Here is an 11,864-nt window from a genome sequence, read left to right as displayed (position 1 = left end):
AACGGCCCCCGGCTGCGCCGGAACGGGCAGCGGGCTCAGCCGGCGGCGGCCGCCACGAGCATGTAGACGGTGCCGAGGTCCATCACCAGGTGCGGCACCACGGCCGGGGCTCCGGCCGTGCCGCCGGGGTGCGGGAACACTCCCGGCAAACGGCGGCGCAGGCCCGGCGTCAGCATGACGACGGCGTCGAGCGCGAACAGCGCGGCGAGCGCCAGCAGCGGAGCGGGCGCGGGTCCCCCGTGCCCGGGCCCGCCGTGCTCGTGCGCCCCGTGCCCGCTCATCGCGTACAGCATGGCCGCGGCCGCCAGCACGTGATACGCGAACGCCCCGGCGGTCCCCGCCCCGGCGTCTCCGATCCCGTTGCGCCACCGCAGGATCCGCTCACCCAGCACCAGCGTGTACACGACCACCATGGCCGTCAGCACCCCGCGCACCGCGTGCACGTCGACAGCGGTCGGGAACACCAGCATTCCCACCATGACCAGGCACATCACCAGATGCGCGGCATCGGATTCGCGATCCGCGCGCGGCCCGTCGCACCCGGCCGGCCGCACCCGCGCCAGCCTGGCGACCACCAGGGCGGCGGCCACGCAGAAGGCGATCACCGCGCTCCACCGCACCAGCCCGTACTGCTCCACGAACAACCCCACGCCCCACCACCTCTCACCGCGGCGACCGGCTCCCCCTTCCATGCTGACATCCTCGGCGCGCACCGCCCGGAACTTGCGCTGCCGAATCCCCCGCCCCCGCACCGCCACTCGTGACCGATTGCCCGGCCGATTCACTCGCCCGGCTCCCCTGAAACGTTCGTATCGAGAGAATGAACAGAGGAGTCACTCCATGCGTCACAGCCGAGCCGACCGCCCGCGCCGAACCGACGATCCCGTCGACCCGATCGCCGATCTCCGCGCGAGCCTGAACCTGCTGCGCTATTCCGTCGAGCAGATGACCGAAGCCATGAAGGGCATCCTGCAGGAGATGCGCAGCTTCGACGCGCGTCTGAGCGCCCTCGAGGCCGGAGTCGCCGAGCGCTGACCGAACCACGCGGTCGCGGACATGGCAACGGCCCGGAGCCTTGCGGCTGCCGGGCCGTCTTCAAGCTTCGGGCCGCCGTGCACGTATCCGACGCCCCGCGCCGGCACTCTCGGAAATGTGCACTTCACGGTTCGCCCCACGACGCTCCGAACACCGGCCGGGTAACCCGAGGTGATCACGAAACCCATCCGGTCACACCGAGTGTCGCTGAGCCGAAGGAGGCGTACAGGACATATCGGGGCCGACGGCACGCCAGGTCGGCGGGTTGGCGCGCCAGGTCAGTCGACGCGCGGGCCCCGCCGGCGGCTCGCTAGCCTGACGACATGCGGATTGTGGTCGATGATCTGACCGGGCCCGAGGTGATCGGCTTGCTCGAGGCGCATGTGGCCGAGATGCTGGCGAACTCGCCGGAGGAGAGCATGCACGCGCTCGACGTGGCGGCGCTGCGCAAGCCCGAGATCACCTTCTGGACCGCGTGGGACGGGACCGAGCTGGCCGGGTGCGGGGCGATCAAGGAGCTGGACCCCACGCACGGGGAGATCAAGTCCATGCGCACCACGCCCGGGTATCGCGGGCGCGGGGTCGCGTCACAGTTGTTGCGGCACATCCTCGCCGAGGCCGGGGCGCGCGGGTACGCGCGGTTGAGCCTGGAGACCGGATCGTCGGAGTTCTATCGGCCCGCGGTGCGGCTGTACGAGCGCTACGGGTTCGAGCACTGCGGGCCGTTCGCGGACTACGCCGAGGATCCGCACAGCGTGTTCATGACCCGCGCGCTCTGAGTCCACGGGGTCAGCGGCGGGCGACCGCCCGGGGTACCACGCCGGTCACCGCGGCCACGATGACGCCGAGGATGGCGAAGACCACCGCCATCACCACCAGGCCGATGGTCAGGGAGCCGTAGCCCTGCTCGCGCGGGTCGATGAACGGGTAGGGGTACCAGTCGGCGAAGGGGCCGCGGATCAGGACGTACGCGCCGTAGGCCAAGGGGAAGGCGAGCCAGCCCAGGATGAGTTTGACGGTCGGCTTGATACCGGGGGCGAGCACCAGCAACCAGTCCGCGATCAGCACGATGGGGATCAGCCGGTGCAGGATGTCGTTGATCCATTTCTCGGTCAGCTGGACATCGATGTCCGACAGCAGCACGGCGTAGATGATGAGGGTGATCGTCAGATAGAGGGTGGCCGCGCCGCGCACCAGTTCCCAGCCGCGGCCCTCGGGGTCGCGCAGGCCGCCGACCAGCAGCACGATGACGCCGATGATGTTGGACTGGATGGTGAAGTAGCTGAAGAAGTTCAGGTACGAGTAGTTCGGATTATCCAGGTTCCGCAGCGGGATCCAGACCAGCGCGACGATGCCCACGATTGCGAAGACGATGCGCAGCGCCCGGATCCACAAGGGCGTACCACCTCTGACGACCATGGCCCAGATCGTCGCACGGGGAACCGCGCGAATGCGGACGATACGCCGATGCGGCACACTTCCGGCAAGCCCCCGGCCGGGCGATCCGAGACCGCGGCGACCGGTCCGGACCAACTCTTCGCTATCGTTGACAGTGCAATGACCAGGACCGCCGCCACCTCTCGCGAGCTTCGTTCCCGCCTGGCCGATCTCTCGATCCGCGACGAACATCGCTTGCGTCGCAGGCTCGACAAGGCCCGCGGCGGCGATCTCACCTCCCTCGAAGCCGAATTCGACGCCGCCCAGCGCCGGGTGGAATCCCGCCGGGCCGCCGTCCCGGCCATCGCCTACCCCGAACAGTTACCGGTCTCCGCGCGCCGCGACGACATCGCCGCGGCCATCGCCGCGCACCAGGTCGTGATCGTGGCCGGTGAGACCGGATCCGGCAAGACCACCCAGCTGCCCAAGATCTGCCTGGAGCTCGGGCGCGGGATTCGCGGCACCATCGGCCACACCCAGCCGCGGCGACTGGCCGCGCGCACGGTCGCCGAGCGCATCGCCGAGGAACTGAACACCGAGCTCGGCGATGTGGTCGGCTACACGGTCCGGTTCACCGATCAGGCGTCGGATCGCACGCTGGTGAAGCTGATGACCGACGGCATCCTGCTCGCCGAGATCCAGCGCGACCGGCTGCTGCGCCGCTACGACACGATCATCATCGACGAGGCGCACGAGCGCAGCCTCAATATCGACTTCCTGCTCGGGTACCTCAAGCAGCTGCTGCCGCAGCGGCCGGATCTGAAGATCGTCATCACCTCGGCGACCATCGACCCCGAGTTGTTCGCGCGGCACTTCAGTGACGAGAACGGCACGCCCGCACCGATTGTCGAGGTCTCGGGCCGGTCGTATCCGGTGGAGGTCCGGTATCGGCCGCTGTCGCTGGAGGTTCCGGTCACCTCCGAGGATCCCGACGACGAGGACACCGCGATCGTCGACCGCGACCCCACCGACGCCATCGGCGACGCGGTGCGGGAACTGCAGGCCGAGGGCGACGGCGATATCCTGGTCTTCCTGTCCGGCGAACGCGAGATCCGCGACACCGCCGACTCGTTGCGCGACCTGCGCCTGCCGCGCACCGAGATCCTGCCGCTGTACGCGCGGCTCTCGGCGGCCGAGCAGCACAAGGTGTTCGAGGCGCACACCGGGCGGCGCGTGGTGCTGGCCACCAATGTTGCCGAGACCTCGCTGACGGTGCCGGGCATCCGGTACGTGATCGACCCTGGCACGGCGCGTATTTCGCGCTACTCCATGCGCACCAAGGTGCAGCGGCTGCCGATCGAGTCGATCTCGCAGGCCTCGGCACGACAGCGGTCGGGCCGCTGCGGCCGTGTCGCTGACGGCATCGCCATCCGCCTGTACTCCGAGGACGACTTCGAATCCCGGCCGCAGTTCACCGAACCGGAGATCCTGCGCACCAATCTGGCCGCCGTCATCCTGCAGATGACCGCGCTCGGACTCGGTGACATCGAGGGGTTCCCGTTCGTCGAACCACCGGACGGCCGCGCCATCCGCGACGGCATCGCCCTGCTCGAGGAGCTCGGCGCGCTCGCCCGCGCCGAGGCCGACGCCTCCGCGCGGCGCGAGATCCCGGACGCCGGGCTCGTCCTCACCCCCATCGGCCGCGAGATGGCGCAGATCCCCGTCGATCCGCGCATGGCCCGCATGCTGGTGGAGGCCAATAGCGGCGGCTGCCTGGCCGAGGTCCTCATCATCGTGGCGGCCCTGTCGATCCAGGATGTCCGTGAACGGCCCGTCGAGCATCAGCAGGCCGCCGACACCAAGCACGCCCGCTTCACCATCGAGGGCTCGGACTTCCTGTCCTCCCTGCGGCTGTGGGACTACCTGCGCGAACAGCGCAATGCCCTGTCCTCCAACCAGTTCCGCCGCATGTGCCGCGACGAGTTCCTGCACTACCTGCGCATCCGCGAATGGCAGGACCTGCACGGCCAGCTCCGCACCATCACGCGTGGCCTGGGCTGGAACACCGAGGGCTCCGACACCCAATTCGACCGCACCGCAACCGGATCCGACGATGGTGGCGAGGCCACCCGTGGTCGCCGCGGACGCGGGTCCGGCGGCACACAGCGCGCCGATGGCGAGCGCGGTCGTGACGGTGGGCGCGGAGGGCGCGCGGGCGGCAGGACCGTGGGCGATTCGTCTGCCGCCGGCGACGCGGCTCGGGGCGCACGGTCCGGGCGCGGCGGCGGCTCCGGCAGCGGCGCATCCGGCTCCGGCGGGCGCGGCCTCGCGGAATCGCTGGCAGCCAAGGCCGGCCTCGCGGATGACTCGCTGCCCTGGGATGTGACGTCGATCCATCAGGCGCTGCTGGCGGGCATGCTGTCGCATATCGGGGTGCGGGAGGCCGAGAGCCGGGAGTTCCTCGGGGCCCGCAATGCCAAGTTCATGATCTTCCCCGGGTCGTCGCTGGCCAAGAAGCCGCCGCGGTGGGTGATGGCGGCCGAGCTGGTGGAGACCTCCCGGCTGTGGGGTCGGACGGCGGCGCGGATCGAACCCGAGTGGGCCGAGCGGCTGGCCGGGGATCTGGTGAAACGCACCTACTCGGAACCGCATTGGTCGGCCAAGCGGGGTGCGGCGGCCGCCTACGAGCGGGTCACGCTGTACGGGATTCCGCTGGTGACCCAGCGCCGGGTGGATTTCGGCCGCATCGATCCGGAGCTGTCGCGGGAACTGTTCATCCGGCACGCGCTGGTGCAGGGCGAGTGGCAGACCAAGCACGACTTCTTCGCGCGCAATCGCGAATTGCTCGAGGATGTAGCCGATCTGGAGCATCGGGCGCGGCGTCGCGACATCCTGGTCGACGACGAGGTGCTGTTCGAGTTCTACGACAAGCGCATCCCCTCCGACATCGTCTCGGTGCGGCATTTCGACAGCTGGTGGCGCAAGACCCAGCGCACCGACCCGAACCTGCTCGACTTCACCGCCTCCACGGTGGTGAACGAGGATGCGGCCCTGCTGGATCCGACTTCCTACCCCGACAGCTGGCGTCAGGGCGAGCTGACCTTCCCGGTCACCTATCAGTTCGAGCCGGGCCAGGCCGACGACGGTGTCACCGTGCACATTCCGATCGCCCAGCTGGCGCACGTGCGCTCGGTCGGCTTCGACTGGCTGGTGCCGGGTATGCGCGAGGAGCTGGCCGCGGCGTTCATCAAGACGCTGCCCAAGCAGCTGCGCCGCACCGTGGTTCCGGCCCCGGACTTCGCCAAGGCCGCGTTGGACCGCCTCACCCCGCGCGCCGAACCGCTGCGCACCGGCCTGGCGCGGGAGTTGTCCCAGCTCGGCTCGGTGACCATCGCCGCCGCCATGCTGGACCCGGCGGGCCTGCCCGACCATCTGCGCATGACCTTCGCCGCCGTCGACCCCTCGGGCACGATCGTGGCCCGCAGCAAGAGTCTGGCCGAGCTGAAAACCCGTCTCGCCGAACAGGTCTCGAAGTCGGTCGCGCGCGCCAACAACGCCGCCGAGCGGGCCCCGGCCGCCGTGTGGACCTCCGAATCCCTGGGCACGCTGCCGTCCGCGGTCAAGCGGCAGGTCGGCGGGCAGACCATCACCGGCTATCCGGCCCTGGTCGCCGAGTCCGAGGGCGTGGCCGTGCGGGTGCTCAGCTCCCCCGCCGAGCAGGCCACCGCCATGCGCACCGGCACCCGCGCCCTGCTGCTGGGCGCGATCACGACCAGCACCCGCGCGGTCACCGCCGGCCTGCCGCCCACGGATCGGCTTGCGCTGAGCCAGAATCCGTACGGCACCCTCGATGCCCTGGTGGAGGACTGCCGCGCCTGCGCGGCCGACGAACTGATCGCCGCCCATGGCGGGCCGGTGCGCAGCCCCGAGCAGTTCCAGGCCCTGGTGGAGAAGGTCCGCCCGCGGTTCACCACGGCGGTGGCGAATATCGTCCGCTCGGTGGTTCCGGTGCTGGCCGAGGCGCATCGGGTGCGCGCCGCGCTCGCCGACTCGCGTGACCGCGACGCCACCGACGATGTGACCCACCAGCTCGACGATCTGATCTTCCCCGGCTTCATCTCCGAGTGGGGCAGCGCCCGATTGCGGGAACTGCCACGGTATCTGGAGGCCGCCCGGCTGCGGCTGGAGGCGCTGCCCGCCGCCGCCAACCGGGACCGCGCGGGCATGATCGAACTCGATCGCGTGCACGCGGCCTACGACCGGCTGGTCGCCAACCTCCCCGAGGGCCGTCGCGGCGGCCGCGACATCGTCGAGATCTGGTGGATGATCGAGGAACTCCGGGTCAGCCTGTTCGCCCAGCAGCTGGGCACCCCGTATCCGGTCTCGGCGAAGCGGATCGAGAAGGCGATCGACGCCGCACGCCGCCCACCGCAGAAGCGCTGACGAACACAGCTCGGAAGCGCGGTCGGATATAGATCGGTCCGGCTCCGAATTGCTCGGGGCCGGACCGTGAATCGGTGGGACGCGGGGGCGGTGCCTCGCGGGGACGATCGGCTATTCCGCGGCCGCCCCGACCGCGTGCTCGTCGCGGTGCTTGCGGAGATCGGCGATCTCGCGCTCGAAATCCTCGGCGGAGCTGAAGGATCGGTACACCGACGCGAAGCGCAGATAGGCGACCTCGTCCAGGTCGCGCAGCGGTCCGAGGATGGCCAGACCGACCTCGTGGCTGGGCACCTCGGGGGAACCCTTGGCCCGCACGGCATCCTCCACCTGCTGGGCGAGCAGGTTCAGGGCGTCGGAGTCGACCTCGCGGCCCTGACAGGCGCGGCTGACGCCGCGGATCACTTTCTCGCGGCTGAACGGCTCGGTGACACCGCTGCGCTTGACCACCGACAGGATGGCGGTTTCGACGGTGGTGAACCTGCGACCACATTCCGGACAGGCACGTCGCCTCCTGATGGCGGTGCCTTCCTCGGCCTCACGCGAGTCGACCACCCTCGAATCGGGATGGCGGCAGTACGGGCAATGCATCCGGGATCCTTCGTCGATGCCTGGGTTCCACAGCAACCTCGAGCAATCTCGAGGATACCGTGACGGACGCCGTCAGCGGCGTCCGCCCGGGTCGGCGTCGCCGAATCAGGCCGTCAACCGCCATTGCGAGGTCATGTCGGCCAGCAGGTCCGGCAGCCGCTGGACGAGCCGTCCCTGGACCAATTTTGCGGAGAACGGTTCGGCCAGAACCGGTCTCGCGACGGCCGGGTTCGCGCACAGCTCCAGGTAGCGGGGCAGCAGGTCGTTGGTGATGTAGTTCCACCGCGTGTCGCGGTCGGCCCAGTTGAAGTCGGGCAGCGGGGCCCGGAGCGACATGGTTCCCGACGTCAGGGTGGTGGGCGCGAACACGCCGGGCGCGCGCACGCCGGGGACGGCGGCCTTTCCGGCGATGGTGCTGACGTAGGTCAGCACCCGGCCCATGGCCCCGCGACCGTGCGAGGTGACATCCCACTGGTCGGCGATGATCTGGTTCTGTTCCCGGTCGGTCATGCGCAGCGCGGCGTCGGCGAGCCCTTCCTGGGTGCCACCGGCCAGTTCCCGCCAGGCCGTGATGGCGTTCTCGTCGAGCACCCCGGCCTGGTACATCTCCTCGACCCCGGCCGTGCCCGCGGCGGTGTACGCCTCGTGCATGGGCACCTGGTCGATGAAGATGTGCTTCTGCATGATCATCAGCCGGGTCTGATACCAGGCCAGGTCGTCGGCGGTGAGCCGCTCCCCCTCGGTGCCCAGCGTGCGAATGTCGGAGGGCAGGATGTCGAGCAGCGGCGCGGGTGTGCCCCGCAACAGGTCGGCGACCGCGTCGCCGAGCTGATGGATGCCCGGCACGCTGACGATCGCGGACACGTCGCCCATGTCGAAGAAGCCCGAGGCGAAGGAGCCGCCGGCCAATCCGGCCAGGCCGGTCCACCAGTAATCCGGGTGAGAGTTGTTCAGCCGCAGGTAGTTCACGTACACCTGGGTGAAGGTGGCGGTATTGGCCGCGACGCCGAGCCCGGGATCCCACCCGGCCAGGTCGATCTCGGCATTGCGGGTGGCGACCACCAGCCAGTACTGGTGCAGCAGCGTGGCGTAGTGCCGCGGCTGCACCCCCGCCGCCCGCGCGGCGTCGAGCGCGCCGCGCAGGGTGTCGGGGTCCAGGGGCAGGGCGGGATTCAAGCCGCCGCCCGCCGCGCCGTCCCCGTTCACCGATGGCAGGTCCAGATATTCGGCGTACCCGGCTTCGGCGTGCACCGCCGGGGCGGTCACCAGCCCGATCATCAGGCAGGTGAGCACTCCGGCCACCCGGACCAACCCTCGAACTCTCGGCATTACGCCCCCTGTCGCTCGCGCGCCGCCGTGCGGTCGCGCGGATGTAGCCTCTGTCACATTCAGGGGGACGGTAGCAACACGTTTCAGTTTTCAATCTGCAATTTCGGCCACGTCATGGCCGGGGATCCCTATCCCGGAAACCGGCTACGACCGGGCAATCGGCCGAGCATCACCACTGCTATCGAACCGGGGGCTGCACCAGCTGCACCGTGGGCGGCGTGGTCTGCGAATCGAAGTCACCGGAGCGTAATTGCGCGAGACCGATCAGTCCGGCCACAGCGAGAGCGCTCACGAGCGCGGTGATCGCCAACGCGGCGAGACCGTTCTGGGCCCGCTGCACCCGGTCCAGCGGATGCAATCCACGGGCGCGTCCCGCGGCGTGTCGCACGACGACATGATCGGTTCGAACACCCGCGCGAGGCATCGGCCGCACGTGCGCCCGGCAGGGCCGGCGGTTCAGGACAGGGTGTGCCGAAGCCCCGGACGGGGTGACCGGGGACCGATCGGAACGCAGCTCCGACGGGAGGCTGTCGAATCCCAAATCGCTTTCCAGAGTGTCGATCTCGCTGACCATGGCGCGCATCGAAGTAACCTCCAGGGTAGGGCGGGCCGCAGAGTGCTGGACAACTGACTCGATCATGTGTTCGATGAACTGATGTTCGAATTTCTACCACGGCGGACCGGCAATGTCACTGATTTCCGCGACATGCGTCGAACAGATGTTTGATCACACGCGTCACACGGTCTACAGTCGAGTCACGAGTTGCCCGGACGTACGACACGGCGCGTGCGGGAACGAATTCCGGTGAGCGACAGCAGTGAACGGAGGACGGCGGCGGTGAGCGAACACGGCGGCGTGGACGGTGAGAACGGACCCCTTGGTCCCGAAGGTAACGGCCCCCTGTCCGAATCGTCCGGCGTCGGCGCCGATCTGACCGTGCGCCAGCGCCGGGTCCTGGAGGTCATCCGCAGCTCGGTGCACGACCGCGGCTACCCGCCCAGCATCCGCGAGATCGGCGATGCCGTCGGCCTCACCTCCACCTCCTCGGTGGCGCATCAACTCCGAGCCCTCGAGCGCAAGGGCTACCTGCGCCGCGACCCGAATCGTCCACGCGCCGTGGACGTCCGGGGCCTGGACGAGACGGCGGTGCGCGCCGCGGGCGGCGTGTCGCAACTTCGCGCGGTCAATGCGGAGGCGGAGTCCTCCGACGATCACCCGATCCCGACCTACGTCCCGGTGCTGGGCCGGATCGCCGCCGGTGGCCCGATCCTGGCCGAGCAGGCGGTGGAGGACGTCTTCCCGCTGCCGCGCGAACTGGTCGGCGAGGGTTCGCTGTTCCTGCTGAAGGTCGTCGGTCAGTCCATGATCGACGCGGCCATCTGCGACGGCGACTGGGTGGTCGTGCGCCAGCAGAACGTCGCCGACAACGGTGACATCGTGGCGGCCATGATCGACGGCGAGGCCACCGTGAAGACCTTCAAGCGCACCGGTTCCCAGGTGTGGCTGATGCCGCACAATCCCCTGTTCGAGCCGATCCCGGGCAATGACGCCCAGGTACTCGGCAAGGTCGTCACGGTCATCCGCAAGATCTGACCGTGCCGCACTGCCGTGACTCGGTGGCCGCCCCGCAGACCGGCCGCCGGGTCACGACAGTCGCTCACTCAGTGATTCACCACGCCGTTCCACACCGCGTGCGCGCCCGAATCCCCGGCCCGGAAGGTCTGCCAGGTGGCGGCCCCGCCGGCGGCCAGCGCGATCACCGCGATCACCACCACCAGCGCCTTGCCCACCGGCCGTTCCCGCCGGGACCGCAGCTGCACGAAGGCGAGCAGCGCGGCCGGAACCAGTAGTGGCGCAACGAAGTACGGCATCTGCTTCCCCAGCCGCGCGTGTTCATCGAGCAGCGGCGGCATTCCCAGCTGGCGCTGGAACCACTCCCCCGCGTCGACGGTGATCGGAGTCAGCACCGTCACCAGCACGGTCAGCACGACCGCGAGCCAGATCAGCCGGGTGCGGGCCGCGGGCCACACCGCGCACAGGATCAACAGGCCCGCCGTCAGCGGGACCAGTATCACCACCGCGTGCACGAGGAGGACATGGGCGGGCAGCCCATTGATTGTCGACATAGAGCGGCTCTTTCGAACTCGGTGAATGCCCGGCGTACTCAGTACAACGTTCGCCGGGCCCGTCCGGTTCGATCGCGAGCCGCGCGGTCAGTCGGTTTCGACCGGCTCCACGATGCGAGTCAGCAGCTGGGTGGGCGCTTCGTCGGCCGGAGCCCCCGATTCCGCGGCCGCCGATTCGGCGGCGCGCGGCGCTGCGGCTTCCGGCTCCGGGCTGGGCGCGACGACCGGTTCGGGAGCCGCAATCACCTCGGTTACCTGCGGGATCGATAGATCCGGCACCGCGGCGGCGGCCACGTCGGGCGTGCCCGCGAGAGCGGCGGCGGGGGTCAGATCGTGGACGGCCACCACGGCGGGGGCGTGCACGATCCGGCGCGTCGGCACATCCTCGGCCGGGCCGGCGTCGGCGGCGCCGGGCAGGCCCGCGCCCGCCACGAAGCCGAGCACCTCGTACTGCGTGCCGAGGGTCATGACGGCCGAGCTCTTGTCGTGCGCCATGTAACCCTGATTGGTACCCAGCACCCGGCGCAGGGATTCGAGCCAGCGGTGGTCGAGCACGCGGCAGTCGGCCCACGGGAAGTACTCGAGTCCGGTGCGGAGGTAGAAGCGGTCACCGATCCGGGCGCCGCGCAACAGCTCCAGCAGCCAGGCATCGATGAGATTGGGCTGGGCATTGCGGTAGATGCGCGAGCGCGGCGGGATCGAGCCGTTCGCGAATTCGCCGAAGTAGTTCAGCAACTCGCCCGGAAACTCATCCGGTTTCCCAAATCCGACAACATCCAAACCAAGAAGTTGCTCAGGAAGTTGGGCGGCAATCCTGCGCTCGTCATGCAGTTTGAACTTCCTATTGATGTTCTCAGTGCGCATTTGTCTCCGACTTCCCACTCCAACTTCACGAAACCCTAGCATGAACCCAACCGTTTCAAACTAGTTTGGTCGGCCGCTCAGAGTAGTGGTACGGCATGGTC

The 11,864-nt window shown here is 69.3% G+C and carries 11 protein-coding genes; 4 read left to right on the top strand and 7 right to left on the bottom strand.

The window, feature by feature from the left end; all coding sequences use genetic code 11:
* Positions 1-35 precede the first annotated feature (35 nt).
* Positions 36-692 (bottom strand): DUF5134 domain-containing protein, encoded by a 657-nt coding sequence (locus tag ACQP06_RS12650; RefSeq protein WP_433672399.1) that lies wholly within the window; start codon positions 690-692, stop codon positions 36-38.
* Between the two features lie 148 nt (positions 693-840).
* Here ACQP06_RS12650 and ACQP06_RS12645 point away from each other — a divergent pair, with 148 nt between their 5' ends.
* Together ACQP06_RS12645 and ACQP06_RS12640 are read left to right on the top strand one after the other, a co-directional pair.
* Complete coding sequence (locus ACQP06_RS12645; RefSeq protein WP_433672398.1) at positions 841-1,035, top strand: hypothetical protein; 195 nt, start codon at positions 841-843, stop codon at positions 1,033-1,035.
* 323 nt (positions 1,036-1,358) lie between these two features.
* Entirely contained in the window at positions 1,359-1,814 is a 456-nt protein-coding gene (locus ACQP06_RS12640; protein ID WP_433672397.1) for a GNAT family N-acetyltransferase, read from the top strand.
* Positions 1,815-1,824: 10 nt separating this feature from the next.
* Here ACQP06_RS12640 and ACQP06_RS12635 read toward each other — a convergent pair whose 3' ends face one another.
* Positions 1,825-2,454 (bottom strand): Pr6Pr family membrane protein, encoded by a 630-nt coding sequence (locus tag ACQP06_RS12635; protein WP_433672396.1) that lies wholly within the window; start codon positions 2,452-2,454, stop codon positions 1,825-1,827.
* A gap of 138 nt (positions 2,455-2,592) precedes the next feature.
* Here ACQP06_RS12635 and hrpA point away from each other — a divergent pair, with 138 nt between their 5' ends.
* The gene (gene hrpA, locus ACQP06_RS12630) at positions 2,593-6,855 is read left to right on the top strand and encodes an ATP-dependent RNA helicase HrpA (protein ID WP_433672395.1); all 4,263 of its coding nucleotides are present in this window, start codon (positions 2,593-2,595) and stop codon (positions 6,853-6,855) included.
* Between the two features lie 111 nt (positions 6,856-6,966).
* On the opposite strand, the gene nrdR is transcribed toward hrpA, so the two are convergent.
* From nrdR to ACQP06_RS12615, 3 genes are all read right to left on the bottom strand, one after another.
* Positions 6,967-7,443, bottom strand: a complete 477-nt coding sequence (nrdR, locus tag ACQP06_RS12625) for a transcriptional regulator NrdR (protein WP_357096465.1) — start codon at positions 7,441-7,443, stop codon at positions 6,967-6,969.
* A gap of 105 nt (positions 7,444-7,548) precedes the next feature.
* Positions 7,549-8,772, bottom strand: a complete 1,224-nt coding sequence (locus ACQP06_RS12620; protein ID WP_433672394.1) for a hypothetical protein — start codon at positions 8,770-8,772, stop codon at positions 7,549-7,551.
* Between the two features lie 178 nt (positions 8,773-8,950).
* A complete protein-coding gene (locus ACQP06_RS12615; RefSeq protein ID WP_433672393.1) occupies positions 8,951-9,160 on the bottom strand; it encodes a hypothetical protein in 210 nt (69 codons plus the stop codon).
* A 513-nt stretch (positions 9,161-9,673) separates the two neighbouring features.
* On the opposite strand from ACQP06_RS12615, the gene lexA reads away from it, so the two are divergent.
* Positions 9,674-10,366 carry a transcriptional repressor LexA gene (gene lexA, locus ACQP06_RS12610; RefSeq protein ID WP_433673302.1) on the top strand — a complete coding sequence of 231 codons (693 nt, stop codon included), beginning with the start codon at positions 9,674-9,676 and terminating at the stop codon, positions 10,364-10,366.
* Positions 10,367-10,434: 68 nt separating this feature from the next.
* Here lexA and ACQP06_RS12605 read toward each other — a convergent pair whose 3' ends face one another.
* Entirely contained in the window at positions 10,435-10,899 is a 465-nt protein-coding gene (locus ACQP06_RS12605; protein ID WP_433672392.1) for a DUF2231 domain-containing protein, read from the bottom strand.
* An 87-nt stretch (positions 10,900-10,986) separates the two neighbouring features.
* Positions 10,987-11,634 (bottom strand): hypothetical protein, encoded by a 648-nt coding sequence (locus tag ACQP06_RS12600; protein WP_433672391.1) that lies wholly within the window; start codon positions 11,632-11,634, stop codon positions 10,987-10,989.
* Positions 11,635-11,864: the final 230 nt, after the last annotated feature.

The sequence above is a fragment of the Nocardia sp. CA-136227 genome (genome assembly GCF_050955695.1).
Classification (GTDB): domain Bacteria; phylum Actinomycetota; class Actinomycetes; order Mycobacteriales; family Mycobacteriaceae; genus Nocardia.
The sequence above is the reverse complement of the archived record's forward strand: the minus strand, read 5'-3'. Positions and strand labels throughout refer to the sequence as shown.

Excerpts from the sequence above, each read along its gene's own strand:
- ACQP06_RS12640 (WP_433672397.1), top strand. The coding sequence starts at position 1,359 with ATGCGGATTGTGGTCGATGATCTGACCGGGCCCGAGGTGATCGGCTTG.
- ACQP06_RS12645 (WP_433672398.1), top strand. The coding sequence starts at position 841 with ATGCGTCACAGCCGAGCCGACCGCCCGCGCCGAACCGACGATCCCGTC.
- ACQP06_RS12650 (WP_433672399.1), bottom strand. The coding sequence starts at position 692 with ATGGAAGGGGGAGCCGGTCGCCGCGGTGAGAGGTGGTGGGGCGTGGGG.
- hrpA (WP_433672395.1), top strand. The coding sequence starts at position 2,593 with ATGACCAGGACCGCCGCCACCTCTCGCGAGCTTCGTTCCCGCCTGGCC.
- ACQP06_RS12605 (WP_433672392.1), bottom strand. The coding sequence starts at position 10,899 with ATGTCGACAATCAATGGGCTGCCCGCCCATGTCCTCCTCGTGCACGCG.
- ACQP06_RS12635 (WP_433672396.1), bottom strand. The coding sequence starts at position 2,454 with ATGGTCGTCAGAGGTGGTACGCCCTTGTGGATCCGGGCGCTGCGCATC.
- ACQP06_RS12620 (WP_433672394.1), bottom strand. The coding sequence starts at position 8,772 with ATGCCGAGAGTTCGAGGGTTGGTCCGGGTGGCCGGAGTGCTCACCTGC.
- nrdR (WP_357096465.1), bottom strand. The coding sequence starts at position 7,443 with ATGCATTGCCCGTACTGCCGCCATCCCGATTCGAGGGTGGTCGACTCG.